Source organism: Ulvibacterium sp., from assembly GCF_965248315.1.
In the GTDB taxonomy this organism is placed as follows: Bacteria; Bacteroidota; Bacteroidia; order Flavobacteriales; family Flavobacteriaceae; genus Ulvibacterium.
The window spans coordinates 702,145-727,960 of the sequence record NZ_CBDFIX010000002.1; the positions used below are offsets into that span (position 1 = coordinate 702,145).

Consider the following 25,816-nt stretch of genomic DNA (forward strand, 5'->3'; position numbering starts at 1 on the left):
TTTCAAGACCTGTGAGGTCCGACTTATGTTATTCCGTACGTAAACTGTTTACCGGATTCGCATTCGCCGCCTTAATGGCTTGAAAACTTACCGTAAGAATCGTAATGGCCAATGCGCCGATAACGGCCAGAGCAAAAATCCACCACTCCAAGATTACCCGATACGGATATTCCTGTAACCAACCGTTCATAACATAGTATGAGATGGGTATAGCAATAAAGCTTGAAATGGCAACCAGTTTTAAAAAGTCCTTTGAAAGCATGTTCCAAACATTGAATACTGATGCGCCCAGTACTTTTCTTACTCCAATTTCCTTGGTGCGCTGTTCGGCAACAAAAGAGGTAAGCCCAAACAGTCCAAGGCAGCTTATGAGTATGGCCAAAGCGGTAAAAATGGCGGATAGGCTTCCAATCCGCTCTTCCGCCGCAAATTTTTCACCATATTCGTCATCCACAAAATCGTATTGAAAAGGGACGTTCGGAAAGTGGGTTTTAAAAACCCTTTCAACTGTTGCCAAACTTTGGTTTGCACTTTGTTTAGGGTTTAGCCTAAGATTGTAATAACTACTGTTCCCTCCTTTGTCAAAAACATAAACACCTTGTTTTACCGGCTCATAAGGCGACTGAGCAATCATATCCTCTACCACACCGATAATTTTTAATGGTGGATCCGGATCCTCGTCGTCGTTATCCTTCAAGAATTTTCCTATGGGATCTATTATTCCCATGTATTTTACAGCAGTCTGATTGAGCAGTACGGCATTGGAGTCCGAAGGAAACTCCCGTGAAAAATCGCGCCCTTCAACAATTTTCAAATTCAGGGATTTGGCATACTCCCAGGAAACCTCTGTCCAGGCCAGGTCTTCTTGAAATCCCTCCGGTTTGCCTTCCCAATCAAACCCATTGCGATTGGACCATATTTGAGTAGTGGGACTGCTGGAAGAAGACATTTCAACAACAGCACCCGATTCCAAAAATTCGTTGCGCATCAAGTCATACTTTCCTTCGAAATCCGGGCTAAATGTGGGTACTTGTACCAGTCCTTCCTTGTCATACCCTACAGGTCGGTTTTTAGCATGGTTTATTTGTTGCATTACGATGACCGTCCCGATAATAAAGGCCACAGAGACCGTAAATTGTAAAACCACCAAGATCTTCCGGGGCAATCCGGCATATTTGCCGGCCTTAAAGGTCCCCTTCAATACATCCACCGGTCTAAAGGAAGAGAGGTAAAGCGCCGGATAGCTACCTGCCAAAAGCGCCGTAAACAGAACAAAGGCAATGGAAATGAGCCAAAATCCGCTGTTCTTCCAGGGAAATTCGATTTCCTTTCTGGCTAATTCATTAAAGCCGTTCAATGACAATAGCACGATTAAAATAGACAGGAAAAATGCAAACAAAACCACTAGGAACGATTCGCTCAAAAACTGGTTGATCAACTGATTGCGTTGCGAGCCTATTGATTTTCGTATTCCTACCTCTTTACTTCTTTTTTCGGAACGGGCGGTACTTAGGTTCATAAAGTTGATACATGCCAAAAGCAAAACAAAGGCCCCAATGATGCCAAAGAGCCAAACGTACTTTATTCTCCCCCCTACTTGTTTGCCATTTTCAAAATTGCCCCTTAAATACCACTCTGTCATCGGAAAAAGAAAAAGCTGAGGATTAAATTCGGCGTTGTCCTCATCTGCATTCTTTTTTACATCCTTAATGTTGGCGGTCACCTTCTCCATGGAGGTATTATCCGCAATTTGAACAAACATCTGAAAAGAGTTGTTTCCCCAAAAGTTAATAGCGTTCTTGACCCATTCCTGGGTAGTGATATATTTTTCCCAAGGCATAATAAACTTGGTATCATGAAATGAATTGTTCATTGGGATATCCTCATAAACACTAGTGACCATCATGTTATACTGGTTATTCACCTCAACTATTTTTCCGATGGGATCTTCCGTGCCGAACAATGCCTCCGTAGCTGACTTCGATAACATAATGGAGTTAATCTCGCGTAGACCGTCCTTTTCTCCTTTTAAAATGGTCAAATCAAGCATGTCCGGGGCTTCGGCCTGCATAAAATTCCCGGAGCGTGAGAGGCTCTTATCCTCGTATTTCAGGTATTGGCTATAGGTCCAAGAAGACATGATCAAATGCTTAAAACTATCCGAGTAACCATCCCTAAGAGCGGTTTCCAAAGGCCTAGGTATGGCCGGACCGGTGCCAATTTGCCCATTAAAGGTCTGTGACTGGAATACCTGGGCTATTCTGTCCTTATTTTTAAAGTAGCTGTTATGGGTAAGCTCGTCCTGTATCCATAACCCAATAATAAGGGTTACGGCCATTCCCAGGGCAAGACCCCCAATATTGATGGCAGAATACCCCTTGTTCTTTTTTAAGTTTCGCCAAGCGATTTTTAAATAGTTTTTAAACATGATGTTGGTTTTTATACTGAAACAGGTTCAGTGTTGATTGATGAATTATTCCGTACGCAAGCTCTTTACCGGATTTGCCAAAGAGGCTTTGATCGATTGAAAACTTACCGTTACCAATGCAATGACCACAATGGCAACAAAAGGCCATACAAAGAATGTCCAATGAATGGAAATATGAAATGCATATCCCTGCAACCAGTTGCTGGCCATATACCAGGCCAAGGGAATGGAAATTAAAAAAGCTACGGCCAGCAAAAGCGCATATTCCCTGTATAATAACTGCAAAATACCCTGTACGGACGCACCTAAAACCTTTCGTATCCCAATTTCCTTAGTGCGCTGCAAGGTGGTGAACGAGGCAAGGCCGAAAAGGCCCAAACAGGCCACAAAAATCGCCAGTAATGTAAATAGTCCAAATACTTGTCCAAACCGGTGATCGGCCTTATACTGCTTGTCAAATTGTTCGTCCAGGAAAAAGTATTCGAAGGTATTACCTGGGAAAAAAGTATCCCATTCTGTTTGTACTTGGGCAAGGGTTTGAGATATTTGGGTCATATCCGTTTTTATGGAGAAATACCCATATACTCCAGGGTTTAGGGTAAGGATAAGCGGTTCATAGGCATCACGAAGCGATTGCTGGTGAAAGTTCTCCACGACCCCAACAATGGTACACTGATCGCCCCAAAACTCAATTTGCTTGCCAATGGCTTCCTCTGGGTCGTCAAAACCTAATTGCTCAATTCCTTTTCTATTAAAAACAACATTGACAGCATCGGCCCCAAAATCCTTGGAAAACGTTCGGCCGGCAATCAACTGGGTATCATACAGGTCCAAAAAATCATAGTCTACCCGAATAAACCGGTATTGCTTTTGTTCTGAGTCGTCTTGGGTCACCAACCGTATACCCCCGGCATTGTCTCCTGTACCTTCTCCGGGAACCACCGAGGAAACGGCTACATTTTTTATAGCCGGATATTGCAACAAGGTTTCCTTTATAGCGTTCTTTTGGGCTACGAAGGTAGAGTCGGTCGCAATGGGTGGCCGCAATACCAAGGTTTGGTCAATATTTATGCCCAAGGACTGATTGCGCATAAATTGTATTTGTTGGTATACAACCAGGGAACCTATCAGCAAAAACAGGGAGGCCGTAAATTGAAGTACAACAAGCCCTTTTCGTAATAATGTTCCTTGCTGGGTACCCCCCATATTTCCCTTGAGTACTTCCACCGGTCTAAACTTGGAAAGTACAATAGCTGGATATAACCCGGACAATATCACTCCGGTAAGGAAAAGGGCGGCAAGGCCCAACCAAAAACTGGCCCTGGCAAACAGTTCATAAGATACCGGCTGGCCTGAAATTTTATTAAAGGCCGGTAGCGCGATAATCATAATAACCAATGCCAATAGTAGTGCCAAACCATTGAACAATCCAGACTCAAAAAAGAATTGGGTAATCAATTGTTTGCGGTTGGATCCAACGGTCTTGCGGACACCCACTTCCTTGGCCCTCCCCACGGCCCGGGCAGTGGCCAGGTTGATATAATTGACCCATGCAATTACGATTATGAAAAAGGCAATTCCCAACAAGAGAAGTACGGTCTTGGCATCCCCGTTCGGGGCAGGCTCGTCTATATAATTCGCCTCCAAATGTATGTTGGTCAAAGGTTGTAGCTTGTAGGTCACTGATGCATTAAAACGCCGTAAGAGTTCGCCCACTCCTGCCTCGACCACAGGAGCAAATTTTGCCTCAACTTGGCTTGGGTCTACCCCTTTTTGAAGTAGTACATAGGTTAAGCAACCGTCCCAGGCCCATGCTTCATCAGGGTCGTTCGTTCCACCGGAGTTCGTCTTTACCTGTTCCACAAAACTGGCATAGGATGCCAAAAATTTGGGTTGGAGCTGCGTATTTGCAGGCATATCCTCAAAGACTCCGGTAATTCTATAGTTTTTGTTCCCGCTAATGGGCAAGACTTTATCTACCACATCCGTGGTCCCGAATATTTTACGTGCTGTACTTTCGGAAATAGCGGCGGTATAGGGTTCGTCCAAGAGGCCTTCCTTGTTACCATGGAGCAACGGATAGGAAAAAACAGTAAAAAAAGAACTGGTAGCAAAGTACACTTCTTCAATTTTTAGAGGTCGGTTATCTACTTCAACAATGATATCTGCAGTTTCCGAGACTTTTACATACTCCTCTATTTCCGGAATGGCTTCCTTAAAGGAATTTCCAACGGCATACGCCCCAGCTGCCCATTGGGTGGAAAGTTTTCCATTGTCATACCGGTCTTGTTGTACCCGATAAATACGGTCTTTCTTTTCATGAAAATTCTCATAGCTGTGTTCAAAGGCCACATATTGCAGAATAAGCAAACACGCCACTATTCCAATGGCCAATCCCCCAATATTAATCCAGGAATACACTTTGTTCTTAATCAAATTCCGCCAAGCGATTTTTAAATAGTTCTTAAACATGATTCTTGTTTTTTGGTTTGGACCTGTCAGGTCCCACTTCCAGTTTAATTTCTGTTTTCATTCTTTGGTTATTCCGTCCTCAGACTCTTTACGGGATCGGCATTAGCGGCCTTTAGGCTTTGAAAGCTTACAGTGGACAAGGCAATTAACAGAACCGAAAAACCGGCTAGGCCAAACATCCACCACTGGATATCGATGCGAAAGGCGAATTCCTGCAACCATTTGTTCATAGCATACCATGATATGGGTATGGCTAGAACAAAAGCTATAATGACCAATTTTATAAAATCCTGAGAAAGCATATTAACCAAGAGAAGGGCACTGGCCCCCAAAACCTTTCGAATACCAATTTCCTTGAAGCGTTGTTCGGTCATAAATGAGGACAGACCGTATAATCCTAAACAGGAAATAATAATGGCCAATAGGGCAAAAACATTGAATATGGTTCCCATCTGTCGTTCCCCTTTATATTGTGCGTCCAAACTGGTATCCACAAAATTGTAAGACAAGGGGTAGGCAGGATTCAAGGATCCATAAATCTCTTCCAATGCAGCTATAGTATTCTCGGTACTTTTTGGAGCGGTCCGGACGACGGCCAAAGATCCCTCTTTTCTATGTTGAAGAATCAAAGGTTCTATGGCATACTGAAGCGGCTTGTAGTTAAAGTCCTTTACTACGCCGATAATTGTCCCTTTGTTTTCCCTAAAGGTCAAGCTCTTACCCACTGCATTTTCCACATCCATCCCCATTATTTTAGCAGCGGTCTCATTAATCAGATAGTCATGGTTATCTATTGAGGTCCTTGAAAACCCTCTCCCTTCCAAAAGTGTCATTTGAAAGACATCCAAGAAATTTTCATCTGCATTAATATGTGGAAAAAGTACCTGGGAATTAGGGTCCTTGCCCTCCCAATGGATATCAAAATCACCTGTCGTCAAATTGGTAGGCAGGTCGGAAATTATGGAAAAATCACTGGTCCATACGTTTTGTTCCAAAGCCGTTTTCAATGCCTCCTGTTTACCCCAAAGCTCACCTTCCATGGGAATGTAGATCAAGTTGGATTTGTCATATCCCAAATTCTTGTTTTGGATAAAATTTAATTGGGTATAGATTACAGTTGTACCGATGAGCAATAAAATGGAAACCACAAATTGGGAAATTACCAATCCGTTTCTAAAGAAAAGGTTAGAACCGGAGAGCTTCATTCTCCCCTTTAAAACTTTTATGGGCCTAAAACCCGAAAGGAACAAGGCAGGATAACTCCCTGAAATAAGGCCTGTAATCAGTGCTATGGCCATTAACCCGATCCAGATGTTGGCGTCCCCTAAATGTAATTCCAATTGTTTTTGTGCCAGATCATTAAAGGCTGGTAATGCCAAATACACCATCACTATAGCGAGAATCAAGGAAAAGAAGGCTATCATCAACGATTCCCCAAAGAATTGAAATATCAATTGGTTTCGGCCCGCTCCAATTACTTTTCGCAATCCTACTTCCTTGGCCCTACGGGAAGACCTCGCCGTGGCCAAGTTCATATAATTGATGCAGGCAACAATCAAAATGATAAAGGCCACCACAAAGAAGATGTTTACATATTGGATGTTCCCATGACCGGGGATATCAATTTGTAGGTTTGAATGCAAATGGATATCCGCTAGGGGTTGCAGGTTAAAGGTAATTTCAAACTCCGTCATCCTCGCGGCATAAATCTGGTTGATTTTTTCAATGGCAGCCGAAAGATCTTCCTCTGATGTAATTACCCCTTTTTCAAATTGGAAGTACCCATAATAATTGAAAGCATCCCATACCTTGTTGATCAAGTCCGAATTGGTCTTGGCATGATAGGTCATGGGTAGAATGGCATTGAACTGTAGGTGCGAATTTGAGGGAACATCCGCCATTACTCCGCTAACCGTAAACGTATCGGTATTGTTCATCTTAATGGTTCGGCCCAGTGCTCTTTCGGAACCGAAGAACTTCCGGGCCGTAGTCTCGGTAAGCAATATCCCGTCCGGTCTGGAAAGTGCGGTCTTGGGATTCCCCTCGATCAAGGGAAAAGTGAATACCTCCAGAAAGTTGGTATCCGCGAAAAAGACGAAATCCTCCTTGAATTTTTGGCCATCCACCTCGAACAGTTCCTCAAAAGGATGGCCTAGCCTTACGCTGGATTCTATTTCGGGCATTAGTTGTGGAAGTTCCTCAACCATCCCGGCTGGACTTACCGCTGCCTTGAAATCTTCATTGGCAATAGCCGTAAGCCTATAAATTTGGTCCGCATTGGCATGGAAGGTATCATAACTTGATTCGTGCCGCACCCAAAGAAGTATAAGGATACTACAGGCCATCCCGATGGCAAGCCCGCTCATGTTCAAAAAGGAATACCATTTCTGTTGTATGAAATTCCGCCATGCAATCTTTAGATAGTTTTTAAACATGATTCCTTTATTTAGTGCCGCCCTTGATAGCTGCCAAGTTTGTTCCGGCGTTTGATGTTATTATTTCATTCGTTACGTAAACTTTTTACCGGGGGTGCCAAAGCGGCCCCAACACATTGGTAACTAATGGTGATTAGTGCAATAATCAAAGCAATTACCGTAGCCCCTAGGAAAACTTCCCAACCCATATTGATTTTATAAGTAAAATCCTCCAACCAGCGGCTCATCATATACCATCCAATAGGCAATGCTACCAATATGGAAATCCCGACTAATTTTAAATAGTTAATACTCAATAACTTATAAATGTTCTGAAAGGACGCTCCCAGTACCATCCGGATACTGATTTCTTTCTTTCGTTGCTCTACCATAAATGCGGAAAGCGCAAAAAGACCCAAACAGGCCACAAAAATGGCCAGAATGGCAAAGACCAGGAAAATGGTTCGGATACGACTTACGTTGTTGTACATTTTGGCGAAGGAGTCGTTCATAAAGGCATAGCGAAAGGCCATATTGGGCATGAACTCCTGCCATTTGGCCTCAATGGAAGATAAAAGCGAGGGCATATCCCCGGTATCCGCCTTTACCGATACTATTGACGGACTAATTCCCCTAAAGAAACACAACGGCTGTATCTCCTGCTTCATAGTGTTGAAATTGAAGTTTTCCACTACTCCGATGACCTCGTAAAGGGTCCCGTATCTTGATATTCTTTTACCTATAGGGTTATCCAGGTTCAGTTTCTCTACCATAGCCTGATTGATGATGGTCGCTTCATCGTCCGAGCTACGCTCTTCCGAAAAATTACGTCCTTCCACCAGTTTCATACCCAAGGTCTCCAAATAGTCTTCATCAATGACCCAGGCCTGTCCACCAACAGTTTCATCAATATTGTCCCTCCCCTCGTTTACAAAACTATTGCCATTCCGTTTGGTCCCCTCGATAGGCAAGTAATCACTGATACTCACACCACTTACCCCATTCAAGTTTTCAAGTTCATCTTTAAATGTCTCCACGCGATTATTCAACATATTGGTACCATACAACTGTACCACCTGTTCTTTTTCAAAACCAATCTTGGAGTTTAGGATAAAATCCATTTGCTGGTTTACAATAAGGGTCCCTACTATAAGGATAATGGAGATGGTAAACTGGAACACGACCAATCCGCTACGAAGTCCACTGGTCTTTTTACTTTGGCCCATCATCCCCTTAAGCACCTTGGCCGGATTGAACCTGGACAAATAGAAGGAGGGGTAGAGGCCTGCCAAAGTGCCTACTAAAAAGGCCGCCACCAAAACCAATGGGATAAAGACCGGACTATCCCAGGGCAGGGTTAAGGCCTTGCCGGACATTTCTCTAAATAGGGGCATTAACAACCAAGACAATGCAATCCCAATAACAAATGCAATGATGGTAATGAGAACGGATTCCGTTAAAAATTGCCCGATCAGATACCTACGGGAGGACCCCACCGCCTTGCGTACCCCTACCTCCTTGGCCCGACTAACGGATTTGGCCGTGGATAGATTCACAAAATTGATACTCGCGATAATCAGGATAAAAAGGGCGATGATGCCAAAAATCCAGATAATCTTTATGTCGTTACGATAACTGGATTCAAAATCGATTTGTGCCGAATATAAGTTGATGTCCGTCAACTTTTGTAAGGACATACTCAATTGGTCCTCCAAGGTTTCTCCCTGTACGAATCCAGCACCGAGATACGCGGGTTTCATATAGGTATGGATAAGTGTGTTGGACATTTTTTCTTCAAAGTCCGCCACATCCGTGTCCGGCCGTAAGACCAAATAGGTGAAGTAATTGTTTTGAAACCATCGTGTCTGCTCCCCTTCACCAAATTCTACCCCCTCCAGGGTAATAAAGAAATCATAATCCAGATGGGAATTGCTTGGAAAATCCTTCATGACCCCGTTGATCCTAAAGGGATCTTCATTGTTCCCATTCAAATACATGACCTTGCCTACGGGATTTTCCGTATTGAAGTGTTTATAGGCCATAGTTTCGGAAATTACAACGGTCTTGGGTTCCGAAAGTGCCGTGGATGCATCGCCATGAACCATGGGAATACCCATGATGTCCAATATGGATTGATCGGCGTAGGCAAAGCCTTCTTCATGATGTTGCATGGATTTGCCCTCAATACGGATCTCATTGCTTCCGGCCCCATAGAATAAGCCGTTGGCCATAAGCCTTCCCGAGTTCTCCACCTCCGCAAAATCCTCTAGAACAGTGGGTGCCGTGTTGGCGGAAAAATGAATTCCGGTCTGCGCCCGACCGTCATCGATATAAGTGCCGATCATCCGATACACATTTCCGGAATTGGGCACCTGTTTATCGTAACTTACTTCGTGAAGAATATAGATGGAAATGAGGATACAGGCCGCAACCCCAATACTAAGCCCTACGATATTGATAAAAGTAAATCCCTTGTTTTTTAAAAGGTTCCGCCAAGCAATTTTTAAATAATTCTTTATCATGATTTCCGTTTTCTTAATTCATTACTATTTAAAGACCTTCCCTTTGATTCCACTACGGGTTCCAAGAGGGGCTTTTATTCCATACGTAAACTCTTTACCGGATTTACTATGGCCGCTTTTATGGCCTGAAAACTTACCGTGAGCAAAGTAATGGCCAAGGCACCCAGTATGGCGGCAGCAAAAATCCACCAACTTATTTCAGCCCTATAGGAGTATTTCCCGATCCACCCGTTCATATAATAATATCCGATGGGAATAGCGATACAGCAGGATATAAAGACCAACACTACAAAATCCTTGGATAACAATTTCCATAAGCTATAGACTGATGCTCCCAGAACTTTACGTATACCTATTTCCTTGGTTCGCTGTTCCGCTACAAAGGCCGAAAGCCCAAAGATCCCCAGAGAACTTATGCAAATGGCCAATAGTGCAAAAAAGCCGGCCAGTTTGCCCATACGCTCCTCATCAATAAAATTGCGGGCATATTCATCATCTAAAAAATTGTAGGTGAACAAACTCTTGGGGTCGTGCCTGTTAAATACCTTTTCAATATGGGCCAGTGCAGTTTTGGTATTACCCCCTTTATCAATTTTTACGTTGATGAAACTTAGAAACTCCCCATAATGTAGCGTGAAAATTGTAGGTCTAACTTGTTCATAGGGTGACCGCGTTACCATATCCTTGGCCACACCAACAATTTTAAAAGAACCATTTTTGCCCCACTTTACAAATTCTCCCACAGGATTTTCCAATCCCATATAACGTGCTGCCGTTTCATTGATGATAAAGGCCAAGGAATCACTCTTAAAGTCACGCGAAAAGTTGCGTCCCTCCTTGATTTCCCAATTGATCATTTCCCCAAAGCCGTGCGTTGCCCTCAAGGTATTGAACTCCTCGCTCATTGCAGGGTCCTTGCCCTTCCAATCGAAACCGCTATTGGTAACAAAGGTGCCCGTAACCAACACATCGGAAGCCGCTACTTCCTTAATATCATTGGATTGTAAAATTTCGCTGCGTATTGCTTCAAAACTGTTACGCACTTCGGGATTATTGATGGGCACATAAAGCAATCTTTCCTTGTCATACCCGGCCGGTCTTTCCTTTGCATATTGTATTTGGTTATAAATAACGATGGTGCCAATAATAAGGACCACGGAAATAGTAAACTGGAATACAACCAAGGCCCTGCGTAGGCCAGAAGCACCTTTTCCACTGTTAAAGGTTCCTTTTAGCACGTTAACGGGATTAAAGGACGAGAGGTAAAAGGCCGGATAACTTCCCGCAATAAATGCGGTACATAACATAAAGAAAAGGCACGATACCCAAAACCAAAGGTTATTATACGGTATTGACATGGCCTTATCCGTAAGGTCGTTGAAAAACGGTAAGGCCAACAAAACCAGGACTAAAGAAATTACAAAGGCCAGGGAAACCACTAGGAAAGATTCGTTCAGAAATTGAAAAATCAATTGGTTTTTGACCGAGCCAATAGTCTTTCGAATACCTACTTCCTTGGCCCTCTTGACCGATTTGGCCGTACTGAGGTTCATGAAGTTGATACAGGCCAACAGTACTATAAAAATGCCAATAATACCAAACAACCAGACACGTTCAATGGCACCACCTGTATTTATGCCGTTTTCAAAACGGGAGTACAGATGCCATTTTTTCATGGGATGCAAATGAATCACAGGTTTGGTTTTTGCACCTCCGTCCGCATTCTTTTCATGATTGTACTTTACATCTTTGATCAAATTGGAAACCATGGCCAAATCCGCTCCTTCCGACAACTGCACATAGGTTTGGAACCAGTTGTTGCCCCATCCCACACGTTCCTCAAAATTAGCCGTGGTCTTTAATAGTTCCCAAGGAGCTATAAAGCTCAGGTCCGCAAAATCCGAATTCCGAGGGAGATCCTTATAAATCCCGGCCACCTGGGCTTCCATCATAGTACCAATCTTTACATTTTGGCCCATCGGGTTTAAATTTCCGAACAAGGCCATGGCCGTGGACTCCGATAACAGCATGGAGGTTGGGTCTTTTAAGGCATCCCTTTCTCCCCTTAACATCTTAAGGGATAGCATATGGGCAATACCTGGTTCCATAAAATTTCCTGTGCGGGTAACTTTGGTTTCATCTTTTTCGCCTACGGTCAAGAGTTCATTATTTGTAAACGAACTGGTTATCACATGTTTAAAATGATCTCTATACATTGTTCGGAGCACCGGGGCCAGTTGCATAGGTTGATTGACCCCTGTCTTTATCCCATCACTGAAGTTTTGGGTCTGCATTACCTGTGCAATGGAATTATAATTTTCAAAGCCTTTGTTATAGGAAAGCTCATCATAGACCCAAATACCGATAAGCAGTGTAGCGGCCATTCCCAGTGCCAAGCCACCAATATTTAAAAATGAATGGCCTTTTTTCTTAAGTAAACTCCGCCACGCGATTTTTAGATAGTTTTTAAGCATGATTTTTCTTTTTTAATCGACAACTATTTTTACTCAGAGCGTAATGAATTTGCGGGATTGGCCCGGGCCACCCTAAACGATTGTGAACTGATCGTTAAAAAAGCCACACCAAATGCTATGACACCTGTTAAGGCAAAAATCCACCAAGAAAGGTTTATTTTATAGGCAAAGCCCTCCAACCAGCCGTCCATCACCAGCCATCCTACAGGGGCGGCAATCAAAAAAGAAAAACCTACAAGCCTTAAAATATCCTTGGAAAACAAATTGATAATCGCAGTGGTCGAGGCACCCAATACTTTCCGTACGGCTATCTCCCTAACACGTTGTTGTGCCGAGAACATGGCAAGCCCCAATAGTCCCAAACAGGAAATAATGATGGCAAAAACGGAAAAGATATTGGACAACTTGGCAACCACCTGCTCGCTTTTGTATAGCGCTTGATATTCGCTGTCGGCAAACTGATAATCAAAAGGGCGCAAAGGATTTATTTTTGCGTACAACGTCTTTAATTGGGCCAAGGCTTCCTTGGTCTTACCCGGCTTGGTCCGAATTAGGATAAATCCGAAATTGAGATTTTCCTTTACATCCACGATAACCGGCTTTATCCTCTGATGAAGAGAAGCGGTATGATAATCCTCCAAAATGCCAATAATACGCCCTTTTTTATCCCAGGCGGAGACCCATTTCCCCAAGGGATCGGTAATTCCCATTTGTCGGACAGCCTCTCGATTCACCATAAAGGCATCCGTGGAATCCGAAGCAATCTTTTTTGAAAACCCCCGGCCATCCGCAACTTTTAAGTCCAATATGCTTAAAAAATCAAACCCTACGGATTTGGGCATAAATCCAACGGAAACCCCCTCGCCCTTACCTTCCCAATCGATGGGATCCGCTACTTCAAATTCCATGGCATGTGGGGCCTCACTACTGCGGTCTACCAAGGCCACCCCGGGCAATCTGGAAGCCTCATCCTTGAACACGGCATATTTTTCGGCATTGGCCAACGTTCCTTCAATACGGATGTATATCAAGTTGTCCCTATTGTATCCCAAATTGGAATGCTGCACAAAATCCGTTTGACGTGAAACGACCATAGCCGCTATCAATAGCAAAATGGAGAGCCCGAATTGGAAAATGGTCAGTCCCTTTCTTAGCCATTCCGAAGAACCCGTAAACCGAAATGTTCCTTTCAACACTTGTACAGGTTTCAATGAAGACAGAAAAAGTGCGGGATAACTACCGGCAAAAAAACCGGTAAAGACAATCAAGCCTAGTACCACCATCCAATAGTAAACATTATGGAACGGCAAGGCAATTTCCTTCCCCGTAAAGGAATTTACCAAAGGCAGTAACAATCCTGTTAAAAGTACTGAAACAACAACGGCAAAGAACGAAAGTAAAATCGATTCCAATATAAACTGACGGATCAAATGTCCCTTTAGGGAGCCTACAGCTTTCCGTACCCCGACTTCCTTGGCCCGCTTTACCGATCTGGCCGTAGCAAGGTTCATATAGTTGATACAGGCAATAACCAAAATGAAGATGGCTACCCCGGCAAAAAGTTTGATGTATTCCATACGCCCATCGATCGGCTTGCCATTTTCAAAACGCCCCTTGAGGTATTTGTCCTTAAAGGGCTGTAAATGGGCTTCCATCCGAATAGGGTTATTGGGATCCAACCGAGTTTGTAGGTAGGTATTGATATTTTGTGCAACCTGATAAGGGTCTGCCGTAGTTGAAATTTGAACCGTTGAAAGTACATTATGAGAGGCAATAAGTAATCTTGATTTGGCATAGGACTCCCAATCGATCAAAAAGTCGAAGGAAAGAGAGCTCTTTGTTGTTACATCCTCAAAAACAGCGGTAACTTTAAGATCTAGGTTATTCTCGTATCGAATCGTTTTGCCTACGGCATTTTGCGGGCCATCAAAAAATAGTTCCGCCATTTTCCTAGAAATGACAATGGTATTTATTTCACCTAAGGGCATAGAAGTATCGCCTGCAATAATGGGGTAATCGAACATTTCAAAAAAGTCCTCCCCGGCCCTTGCCCCCTCCATTTTATACATTCTATCCCCAACTTCAAATGTTTCCGGATATCCCCAGGGAAGCTCATAGCCCGTCACATAGAAATTGGAACGTTCTATACCGTCTATACCTTGTTGCATTCCCTCCAATAGGGGAAAATAACGTTGTTGTCCTGCATCGTAATTCGTAGGTGTTGTATAGGTTCCATCTGTTTTACCCTCGGAAACCGCTGTATAGTAGACATTATAGAGCGTATCGGAATTTCCGTGAAAACCATCTACTGCTTTTTCGTCCTGTATCCATAAAAAAATCAGGAGAAAGCTTACCATTCCCAATACAAGGCCCGAGAGGTTGATTATTGAAAACGCCTTGTTCCTAACAATATTTCTAAACCCAACTATCAAATAATTCCTTAACATACCTATTCATTTTCGATGCTATAATGTGTCACTTGTCTCATTCCATCCGTAAACTCTTTACAGGATTGGTATTGGCAGCCTTTATGGCCTGAAAACTTACTGTAATGACCGTGATGAACAGGGCCCCGAAAATCGCCGCCGCAAATAGCATCCACGAAAGATCGATCCTATACGTATAATTTTGCAACCATCCCCGCATGATATAAAAGGCTATGGGCACAGCTAGCGTACATGCAATAAGGACCAGGGCCATAAAGTCCTTGGAAAGCATTTTCCATAAACCAAATACCGAAGCGCCCAAAACCTTGCGCACCCCTATTTCCTTGGTTCGCTGTTCCGTCACAAAGGCCGTAAGGCCGAAGAGTCCCAGGCAACTTATGAAGATGGCCAAAACCGTGAAGATTCCCGCCAAACTTGCCACACGCTCCTCTGATTGGAACTTGATGGCAAATTGGTTGTCCACAAATTGATAGTCGAAAGGGGTTTTGGGAAAGTGTTCCTTAAACACCTCTTCTATCCTGGCAAGATTCTCCTCTGTACTTCTTTGTGGGTTTAGCCGAAGATTGTAGAAATTGGTTATGCCGTATTTATCGAATGCATACACCCCTTGTCTTACCGGCTCAAAAGGAGATTGTACGATCATATCCTCGATTACCCCAACAATTTGCAAGGGGGGACCGGGATTCTCGCTATCCGTGTCCCTCAGGAATTTGCCGATCGGATCGGTAAAGCCCATATAGTTCATAGCTGCCCTATTGATAAGGACGGCATTGGAATCTGTTGGAAATTCCTGGGAGAAATCCCTTCCCATGACAACCTCCAAACCAAGGGATTTGGCATATTGCGGGGACACGAAGGTCCAAGCCAAACTTACTTGAAAATCGTCCGGTTTTCCGTCCCAGGTATAATTGCCCGTGTTGGACCATATTTCGGTGGTAGGAGCACTGGCGGTGGACATTTCGGTTATGGCACCTGATGCCAGAAATTCAGTGCGAACAAGATTTCTTTTTTCCGAGAACTCCTGTCCCGCTGCGGGGATTTGTATGAGTCCCTCTTTATCATAGCCAACAGGTCGGTCTTTTACAAACCGTATCTGCTGTAGTACCACAAGAGTACCGATGATAAAGGCCACCGAAGCTGCAAATTGTGTTACCACCAAAATCTTTCTAGGTAGCACCGAAAGTCGACCAGCTTTGAATTTGCCCTTAAAGGCCTCCACAGGTTTAAAGGAAGACAGATACAAGGCCGGATAGCTCCCGGATACTAATGCTGTAAGACAGATAAAGAGCAAAGAAGCCATCCAGAATATTGGGCTTTCCCATGGAAAATGAACCTCTTTTCCTGACAATTGGTTAAAGCCATCCAAGAAGACCAAAACCAAGATAACCGCCAAAAAGAAAGCCAAAAGAGTGACCATTAAAGATTCCCCAAGAAATTGATGTATCAAATGGCGCCTGTTGGAGCCTATCGTTTTCCGAAGTCCTACTTCTTTGGCCCTTTTTTCGGACCGTGCCGTACTGAGGTTCATAAAATTGATGCAGGCCAGTACCAGTACCAAAATCCCTATAAAACCGAATAGCTTAACGTAGGTAATCCGACCACCTACCTGCCGACCTTCTTCAAAATTCCCCCGTAAATACCAATCCTTCATAGGAAAAAGGAAGAGTTGTGGATTGCTTTGGGCCTCGGGAAGTTGATCTTTTTTGGCATTTTTGATTGTAGCGGTTACCTCATCCATGTTCATGTTATCCGCAATTTGTACGAACATCTGAAACGAGTTGTTGTTCCAATTATCCCTGGCCTCGGCAACCCATTCGCGCCATACCACATACCTTTCCCAAGGCATCAAAAATTGAAGGCCATGGAACGAATTATTAAAAGGGATATCTTCATACACGCCGGTTACGGTTGCATCAATTTCATTATTTATCCGGACGACTTTTCCTATGGGGTCCTCCGATCCAAAAAGAGCTTGGGAGGTGGATTCGTCCAACATAACACCTTCAATATCCTGAAGGCCATTTCTCTGGCCGTTCACGATTTTAAAGTCCAACATATCGGTGATCCCGGCTTGCATGCAATTCCCCATACGGGAAACAACATTGTTGTTATATTCCAGGCTTTGCTTCCATTCCCATGAGGCCATCACAATATGTTTAAAATGGTCTCCATATTGTTCCCGGAGCACAAACTCCAAGGGTCTGGGAACGGCATTCCCGGTATCGATACTTCCATTTCTCATGCGATTCTGATACACCTGGGCGATTTGGTCCTTGTTCCCATAGTAATGGTCTCGGGTCAATTCGTCCGCTACCCAAAGCCCGATCATTAGGGCCACCGCCATTCCAATGGCCAGCCCACCTACGTTGATGACCGAATAAATTTTATTCTTCCTTAAATTCCGCCAGGCGATTTTTAAATAGTTCTTAAACATAATTGCTCGTTTTTTTGATTATTCCGTACGTAAACTTTTTATAGGGTTTACTACGGCCGCTTTAATACTTTGGTAGCTAACCGTTACTATGGCAATCCCCACGGCCAATGAGGCTGCAAAGGCCAATATCCACCAACTGACTTCAATGCGATAGGAAAAATCCTGAAGCCATTGATCCATGGCATACCACCCTATCGGCAACGAAATGAGTATGCCTACTCCAACCAACTTTATGAAGTCCACGGTGAGTCGATATGAAATTTGGCCCACACTGGCACCCAGTACCTTTCTGACTCCGATTTCCTTGGTTCTTTTTTCAGCATTAAAGGCAGCCAATCCAAATAATCCAAGACACGCAATTAAAATGGACAGGGTAGTAAATATGATAAAAATGCGGCCCAGGCGTTGTTCGGATTTATAGGTGTCATTAAATGAATCTTCCATAAAGTAATAATCAAAGGGTTGGCCGGGCGCAACTTTGTTCCAAATCCCCTCTATACTTGCTATTGCATTTGAAAAATTGTCGGTTTCCAACTTTACGGCCATTGAACTCGCCCAACCGCTCAAATGAAGACTCAAGGCTTCTATTTCTTCCCTAAAGGGGGAAAAGTGAAAGTTCTTTACCACTCCAATAATTGTGAAATACTTAGGTCTTTCCGCACCTAAATCCTGTGTAAAACGCATGCCTATGGCATCTTCCGGGGAACCCCCGATGGTAGCGACTGCGGATTCATTGATTATTATACTTGTTGAATCACTTTTGAACGCCCGATCAAAATCCCTTCCTGCGATAATCTCAAAATCCATGGTCGATACATAATCATGGTCAACTTCCCATGTTTGCATGCTTACGGCATTTTCTTGATTGGTGGCCCCTTCCTCAGGAGCAAAAACACTATCCGACCTGCCGGAAGGTGTTGGAAAAAAACTGCTCAGAGTTGCATTATTGACGAAACCTAGTTTTTTCACCTCTTCCTTAAAAGAAGCCACTTGATTTCCAGCAGTAAAAACATCGTTAACTATCAGCACTTGGTCTTTGGAAAAACCAAGGTCCTTATTCTGTATGTACTGCAATTGCTGATAAACGACCAAGGTGCCGATTATCAAAAAAACGGAAATCGCAAATTGAAATATTACCAGCCCGTTTCGTATGCCCCCTCCCCCCAAACTATTGCCTGCGGTGCCTTTTAGCACTTTCACCGGAACAAATTTTGAGATGAAAAAGGCCGGATAGCTTCCGGAAAACAGTGCCAGGACAAATCCCGAAACCAACAAAATCAACCAAAAGAAAGGATTGGCAAAGGGCATGGAAATATCCTTATCCGCCAAAATATTAAAATAGGGCAAAACCAGGATGGCCAGAACAAAAGCTACCAAAAGTGAACCGAAAGAAACCAGACCGGACTCAATCAAAAACTGACGGATCAGCGCTCTCCGATTAGACCCAAGCGTTTTTCGTATACCAACTTCCTTGGCCCTCCTTAAAGAATGGGCCGTACTTAAATTCATGAAATTTACGCTGGCCAAAACGATTAGAAATATCGCGATAAAAGAAAGTATGTATATGCTCTTAATATTGTTGTTGCCGCTTATTTCGGCCACCCTATCGGACTTCAAATGTATATCGGTCAACGGAATGGTACTATAGATCAAGTGGTTTCCCGCAGCCTTGAACTGTTCCTCGGTAATGCCCGGCATAAATTGTTGTACCCCGGGAATTACATATTTGCCCAAAAAGTCGCGTAACGGAGATTGCAAATTCTCGACCTCAGCCGATGGAATCAACTTGATGAACGTTTGATAGTTGTTACTGCCCCAGTTCACCACACGGGAATCATCATAGCCGGCCATGGCCATAAAAATTGAGTGATCCCTGAGGAACGAGTTTTTAGGGAAATCGTCTATCACTCCGGTAACCGTATAGGTTTCCGTATTGTTCAAAAGTAGGTTTTGCCCTAAGGCATCTTGGATACCGAAATGCTTTTCGGCGGCCGATTTGGTCAATACCAGGGTATTGGGAGACTTTAGGGCAGTTTTTACGTCACCCACCAAAAGAGCTACATCGAACATTTCAAAAAAGGTGGAGTCCACAAAAGTGGATTGCAATTCCTTAACATTGACTTCGGTACCTGATTTTCTAATCAGCATGCTCCCCCTTGTACGAAATCGCGTGGCAAGCTCCACTTCGGAAAAATCATTGTCCATGGCCTCCGCCATCGGGGCCGGGGTAACGGCAAATTTGCGGTCCTCCCCTCCAAACTTGATATCCGCATTGACCCGATGTATACGATCCGCATCGGGGAACATGGTATCGTAGCTCAATTCATCATGGATATAGAGGGCGATTAGGAGTCCGCCTGCCATGCCAATGGCCAGTCCAAATGTATTTAGAAAGGTAAAAAAAGGTTGCTTCTTAAGGCTCCTCCAAGCGATTTTTAGATAGTTTTTAAGCATGATGTATATTGATTGATGACAAATTCTTTTCTTTTAACTTAAGACTTGTTAGGTCTCATTTCTTTGACTACCCTTCGACTGCGCCCAGGGTGACAAAAGGGGTTTATTCCATACGCAGGCTTTTTACTGGATTGGAAAGCGCCGTTCTTATACTTTGATAGGTTATTGTTATCAGTGCAATTAAAATGGCTATACATCCTGCCATGAAAAATATGGTCCAGCTTAAATCTATATGGTAGGCAAAATCTTCCAACCACCTACTCATAATAGACCCTCCTATTGGAACCGCTATGGTAATGGCAACTAAAACGAGGCCAAGAAATTCTTTTGATATCAGAGCAGTTACGCTCGTCACGGAGGCGCCCAAAACCTTTCTGATCCCTATTTCTTTCTTACGTCGCTCCGCGATAAATGTGGTTAGGCTAAATAGGCCAAGACACGCTATTCCAATAGCCAGTAGGGCAAATGCATTGAACAGTTTTCCAGCACCTTCGATCTCTTTGTGCATTGCTACAAAACTCTCATCCAAAAAATCATAGCGAAATTGAGATGTAGGGTTCATAGCATCCCATACTTTTTTTATTGAAGATAGTGTTCCCTCTAGGTTGCTATCCCCCGTTTTGACCGAAATCATAGAATTGGATTGGCCTAGAATCAACGCCGATGAGGAGATTTGATGTTTTAAGGATTCAAAGTGAAAATCCTCAAACACGCCAACAACTTTCCAAGATTTTTCCTTATTCGTAATCCTAGCGCCGATGACATCGTCTACGCCCAACTTCTCTGAAAACGTTTTGCTAACAAGTATTGCCGTTGAATCCGAAACAAATTTCTCATCGAAATTTCGTCCCTGGACCATTGTAATTCCCAAGGTTGGGATGTAATCGTAATCGACCCCCCATATTTGTGAATTTATACCCTGTTCAATACTTTGTCTGCCTTGTTTCCAAAAGGAATCCGAATAACGCATTGCTCCTTCCACGGGCAAATAATCACTTATGGAAGCATTGTCCACATCATTTAATTGCAAAATCTGTTCTTTAAAAGTGGAGATTTTTGGGCCAAGACCATCTGTTCCCTTTATGACTAGTACCTGTTCCTTATCAAATCCCAAATCTTTATCGGAAACATATTTCATTTGCTGGTAAACCACTAGGGTACAAATAATCAGAACTATGGAAATCACAAATTGAAACACTACAAGGGAGTTCCTAAAGGAAGCGTTTCCTTTTACACCGGAAGAATTTGATTTTCCGTTTGAACCTATTTTTAGTTTTGACAAATACAAAGACGGATACAAGCCGGTAATAAGGCCAAGAAAAATTGCACTCGCTACCAGAATAGAGGTTCCCCCAATGGTCCAATCCGGAAATTCCAATGATTTTGTCGTAATCCCGTTGACAAAGGGTAGGAGGGCATAGGCCAAGAAAACCCCTATTATCAATGACAGTATGCTAAACAATACCGATTCTACCAAGAATTGGGAAACCACTTGTTTTTTACTTGCTCCAATTACTTTTCTCAACCCGATTTCCTTGGACCTTAGGGTATAGCGGGCGGTAGATAGGTTAATAAAATTTACGCATGCAATACCAATTATTAATAGGCCGGAAAAAGCAAACAGCCATAACAATTGCCTATTGCCATGGGGTAGATTGTCCCTAACTTCCTCAGAACCCAGATAAATTTTCTCTATAGGCTGTAGTTCATGCTTTAGGTTATTTGCGATGTCCTGAGGATTGGAGAAATCCCGCTCTATCCAACTTGGCAGAAAATACTTTGTGGTTACATTGGATAGTTTGTCGTTAAACTCGGTAACATTGGCCTTGGGATTTAATTTTAAGTAAACATCGTACATGTTGGCTCCCCAATACTCTTGTTCGCCAGGCCAAAACTCTACTCCGGCCAAAGAAACCAAAAAGTCAACATCAAGATGGGAATTGGTGGGGAAGTCCTTAAATACACCGGCTATATGATAAAGAGTTTCTTCACTGTTGTTTAGGATAAGCCTTTGTCCTATAGGATTTATATTTGAAAAGTATTTTTGGGCCTTACTTTGAGATATTAAAATGGTATTGGGTTCCCCCATTGAATTTTCATATTCACCACTTACCAAGGGGATATCCAATATTTTCAAAAGATCCAAATCCACATAGGCAAATCCTTCTTCAAAATAATTTTCTTGCTGATGGCCTGGTCTTATTTGGTTGAACCAACTTATTGGCATAAACCTTCCCGCTTTTTCCACTTCGGGAAAGTCGTTCACCAATACCTTGGAAAAAGGTGCTGGATAATCGACCCCATAAAAACCTTCCTCCAAGTATTTTGTGGTAACCCGATAGATTCTATCCTTATCAGGATAAAAATTATCATAACTGAGCTCATGTTTCAGATATATAGCAAGCAAAAAGAAAGCTGATATACCTGTGGCCAGACCAACAATTTTGATGAGGGACAACCCTTTATGCTTCCAGATATGCCTCAACGAAATTTTCAGATAGTTTTTAAACATGGCCCTCTAGCCTTTTGATACTGACCTTACATATTGGTTCTTTTCAGTATCCGTTGATTGATGAATAAACTCCTTAATCCGCGGCTATTAGGCCCCGGACAAGTCTAGACCGTGGCGCCAATAGCCCTATTCTGGCTTTCCGTAACGATCTGTCCGTCGAAAAGGTTCACAATGCGATGTGCAAAATGCGAATCGTGATCAGAGTGTGTTACCATAACTATGGTAGTACCCTCTTGGTTGAGTTCCGTTAACAGGTTCATAACCTCCAGTCCATTTTTGGAATCGAGATTACCTGTTGGCTCATCCGCCAATATTAATTTAGGATTGGTTACCACGGCGCGGGCAATGGCCACACGCTGTTGCTGCCCTCCGGATAATTGATGTGGAAAATGTTTCTCGCGGTGTGCGATCTTCATCCGCTCTAGTACCTTCATTACCTTTTCCCTGCGTTCACTTTTGCCCATTTTAAGATAAATCAACGGAAGCTCTACATTTTCAAAGACCGTGAGCTCATCGATAAGGTTGAAGCTTTGAAAAACAAAACCCAGGTTTCCTTTTCGCAATTGGGTTCGTTGGCTTTCCCGGAGTCCGGCCACCTCATGGCCGGCAAATTGGTAACTACCTTCAGTAGGATTGTCCAGCATCCCTACAATGTTCAACAGGGTGGATTTCCCACACCCGGAAGGACCCATTACGGCTACAAATTCACCTTCTTCCACCTTTAGGTTTACTTTGTTCAAAGCCAGGGTCTCCACTTCCTCGGTTCTAAAACTCTTCTTTAATTCTTTAATCTGTATCATCATTTCCTGATTGGGTTTTACGCGTTATAATTAAGGACTTCTATATTTTATTTTGGTGACAGTTTTTGGTTCTTTTTTTCTATATATGCCCGTTTACTTCCGTTCCTACCCCTGAACCTGTTCTATTTAAGGGTAGCTAAGGCTAGGCTCCGGGAGCTATTTCAACACAATCCGTTCCGCTTCCCCAAAGCTGTCGTAATTACTGGTGATTACATTTTCGCCATCCTGTAATCCTTCAAGCACCTCATAGAATCTTGAATTTTGTTTTCCAATTCGGATATTACGTCTTATAGCTTCATCGCCACCGTTACCGACGACAAAAATCCACTGACCTCCCGTGCTTTGGAAAAAACTTCCCTTGGGCAATAACAGGGCATCCGAGGATTCCCCCAATTGCAGTTTGATATTATAGCTCTGCCCGGTCCGTATGGTTTCCGGTTTTTCTTCTGTAAAGACCAAATCCACTTTAAATTTTCCATTCCGTACTTCAGGATAGACCTTACGCAAACGCAACGGGTATTCCTTGCCGGCCCGCTCCAAAATAGCGGTCAAATCGCGTTGTACCCGATCTATATAATGCTCATCTATGTCTGCCTCTATCTTAAAATCGGTAAGCACATTGATCTGCCCGATACGCTGTCCCTGGGAAATGTTCTGGCCAATCTCAGCATCCAAAAAGCCCAATTGGCCATCTGCCGGTGCCCTCACATTTAAATGATCCAAGCGCTGATAGACCATGCCCAAGGTTTTCTGCATACGGTTTAAATCGGCTTCCAAGACCGGCAAGGAATTATTTCTCAATTCATCATCGTTCTCCGTTTGCACCTTTACTATCTCATACTGTTTTTGCGACAGTTCATAGTTCTCCTTGGAAACCAAATAGTCTTCTTGCGAGATAAGTTCCTCTTCATAAAGGGACTTATTCTGTTCATAGTTCCGTTTTGTCCGAGTCAGGTCGTTTTGGGCGGTGGCTAAATTTCTTCGTCCTTCTACCTGGCGTGAATCAAAAGTCAACTTCGTAGAACGCAAATCGTTCTGTTTCAATGCCAAACCACTTTCACTCTGTAATATCTGCTCATAAAGATTTATATTATCCAATTTCAGAATGATATCGCCTTTTTTGACCATGGCTCCTTCTTCAATTAACTTTTCCTCTACACGGCCACCTTCGTAGGCATCCATATAGATGGTAGCAATAGGTGCCACAAAACCATTGATGGTGATATAATCGTCAAACTTTCCTTGGGTGACCTCCGCTATGGAAAGTTTGTCCTTTTCTGTCCGAAAGGTGGAAACGGAACTGGCGAACAGTAGTTGATATGCCGTAAAAAGTAACAATACCCCTAGGGCAATATAGCCGTAGTGTTTTGGTCGTAGTCCTTTTTTCTTTTCAAGTTGAATATCCATAAATCGTATTTCCTTTAGTTAATGTCAAATACCGGTAGGCCCCTATAAAAATCCAATGTGCTCTTATTGACTTCCAAACGGAGCCTAACCTGTAAGTTTGTATTTTGGGCGCTGGCAAACAAATTTTTTGCGGTAAACAGTTCCAGCGCATTGATCAATCCTTTTTCGTATCGTTTTTGTGCAATGGTAAAGGCCAGGTTCTGGGCCTCTACGTTTTGACCACTTTGCTCATATTCTACCTGAAGGGCCTTGTATTCCTGAACCAATTGCTGAATGGTCTGAAAGAGCACTTGTTTTTGAACATCCAAATTGTTCTCTGCCCTAAGCCGTTCGATTTTATTTTGCTTTACCCTAGATCGGTTGGACCATCTATTGCTAATGGGTATGTTAAGGCCTACCCCGACAAATTGAAAGGTATTATCACGGAATTGATCACGAAAGGGAATGGTACTTCCCAAAGAATCCGTGGTGGTCTCAAAATATCCGGTACCTACACCCCAAAACAAGTTCAACGAAGGAGATAACGCTCCTCTGGCCACCGCCACTTGTTTTTTCGCGGCCTTTGCCCGCAGTTCCTGTGCCTTGATCAAGGGTAAAAAGCTTTGGGCCTCCGCAAAGATGGAATCAGATTGGATTTGTACCGATCCATCAGGGCTCTCTTTTTTTGCCATCACGGGTTGTATGGTGATATCGTCCGCATCTTCCAGGTTCATTTCCTGAATCAGTTGTAGCTTTGCGGTTACCAGCTGATTTTCACTTTGGGTAAGGTTCAATTTATCGGTCAATAAAAGGGATTCCGCTTCATACAGGTCGGCACCCGCCATAAGGCCCAATTCAATCTGTTTTTTTACCAAGTCCAAATTGGATTGGGACACGGCCACCTGCTCCTTGGAAATGGCGACCAATCCCTCAAAAAACTGAATATCATAAAAGGCCTGCATTACCCGGAATGCCAATAGATATTTTTGCTGCAAGGCTTCTTCCTGAGTGGCCTTATACAAAAATTTAGACGCCTTGATGGAGTTTAGCTTTTGGAAACCTTGGAACAAATCTATGGAAGCATCCAAATTGTAACTGTTAGAGAAAAATTCCGTAGTTACTACATCATTCGTAAACGGATCTGTACTACGCCCAAAGTTGATGACGTAATTTGTGCGTGCGCTTATATCCGGTAGCAGATTTCGAATGGATTGCCTATAGGTCTCCTTATTGGACTGGGCCGTATATTCAAAATCGTTGAGCGGTAAATTGTGCTCCAAGGCATAGGATACGCATTCATCCAGTGACCATTTTTGTTGGGCCGACAGATGTACGGAAATAAAACCTATGAGGAACATGATGATTTTTACTTTCAAATTCATTTGGTATTCATTGTGCCAAAATGTACGCTATTGTTGTGCCAAATATTTATAGTGCTGAAATACAGTGTTTTACAATTTATTTTTATGTTGA

At 43.2% G+C, this 25,816-nt stretch carries 12 protein-coding genes; all 12 read right to left on the reverse strand.

Annotated elements, in window-relative coordinates; translation table 11 throughout:
* Positions 1-28: 28 nt before the first annotated feature.
* Entirely contained in the window at positions 29-2,428 is a 2,400-nt protein-coding gene (locus ACP2AF_RS04585; protein ID WP_425235065.1) for an ABC transporter permease, read from the reverse strand.
* 45 nt (positions 2,429-2,473) lie between these two features.
* Positions 2,474-4,900: an ABC transporter permease gene (locus ACP2AF_RS04590; protein WP_425235066.1), complete on the reverse strand. Its 2,427-nt coding sequence runs from the start codon at positions 4,898-4,900 to the stop codon at positions 2,474-2,476.
* Between the two features lie 68 nt (positions 4,901-4,968).
* Positions 4,969-7,335, reverse strand: coding sequence for an ABC transporter permease (locus tag ACP2AF_RS04595; RefSeq protein WP_425235067.1), 2,367 nt, complete (start codon positions 7,333-7,335; stop codon positions 4,969-4,971).
* A 65-nt stretch (positions 7,336-7,400) separates the two neighbouring features.
* Entirely contained in the window at positions 7,401-9,836 is a 2,436-nt protein-coding gene (locus ACP2AF_RS04600; protein WP_425235068.1) for an ABC transporter permease, read from the reverse strand.
* 74 nt (positions 9,837-9,910) lie between these two features.
* Entirely contained in the window at positions 9,911-12,310 is a 2,400-nt protein-coding gene (locus ACP2AF_RS04605) for an ABC transporter permease (protein ID WP_425235069.1), read from the reverse strand.
* 29 nt (positions 12,311-12,339) lie between these two features.
* Positions 12,340-14,757, reverse strand: a complete 2,418-nt coding sequence (locus ACP2AF_RS04610) for an ABC transporter permease (protein WP_425235070.1) — start codon at positions 14,755-14,757, stop codon at positions 12,340-12,342.
* Between the two features lie 37 nt (positions 14,758-14,794).
* A complete protein-coding gene (locus tag ACP2AF_RS04615; RefSeq protein WP_425235071.1) occupies positions 14,795-17,191 on the reverse strand; it encodes an ABC transporter permease in 2,397 nt (798 codons plus the stop codon).
* A gap of 18 nt (positions 17,192-17,209) precedes the next feature.
* A complete protein-coding gene (locus ACP2AF_RS04620) occupies positions 17,210-19,645 on the reverse strand; it encodes an ABC transporter permease (RefSeq protein WP_425235072.1) in 2,436 nt (811 codons plus the stop codon).
* A 103-nt stretch (positions 19,646-19,748) separates the two neighbouring features.
* Positions 19,749-22,157, reverse strand: a complete 2,409-nt coding sequence (locus ACP2AF_RS04625) for an ABC transporter permease (RefSeq protein WP_425235073.1) — start codon at positions 22,155-22,157, stop codon at positions 19,749-19,751.
* Between the two features lie 104 nt (positions 22,158-22,261).
* Complete coding sequence (locus tag ACP2AF_RS04630) at positions 22,262-22,957, reverse strand: ABC transporter ATP-binding protein (RefSeq protein WP_282160405.1); 696 nt, start codon at positions 22,955-22,957, stop codon at positions 22,262-22,264.
* Between the two features lie 156 nt (positions 22,958-23,113).
* On the reverse strand, positions 23,114-24,364 hold the full coding sequence (locus ACP2AF_RS04635) for an efflux RND transporter periplasmic adaptor subunit (RefSeq protein WP_425235074.1): 1,251 nt from the start codon (positions 24,362-24,364) through the stop codon (positions 23,114-23,116).
* Between the two features lie 14 nt (positions 24,365-24,378).
* Entirely contained in the window at positions 24,379-25,725 is a 1,347-nt protein-coding gene (locus ACP2AF_RS04640; RefSeq protein ID WP_425235075.1) for a TolC family protein, read from the reverse strand.
* Positions 25,726-25,816: the final 91 nt, after the last annotated feature.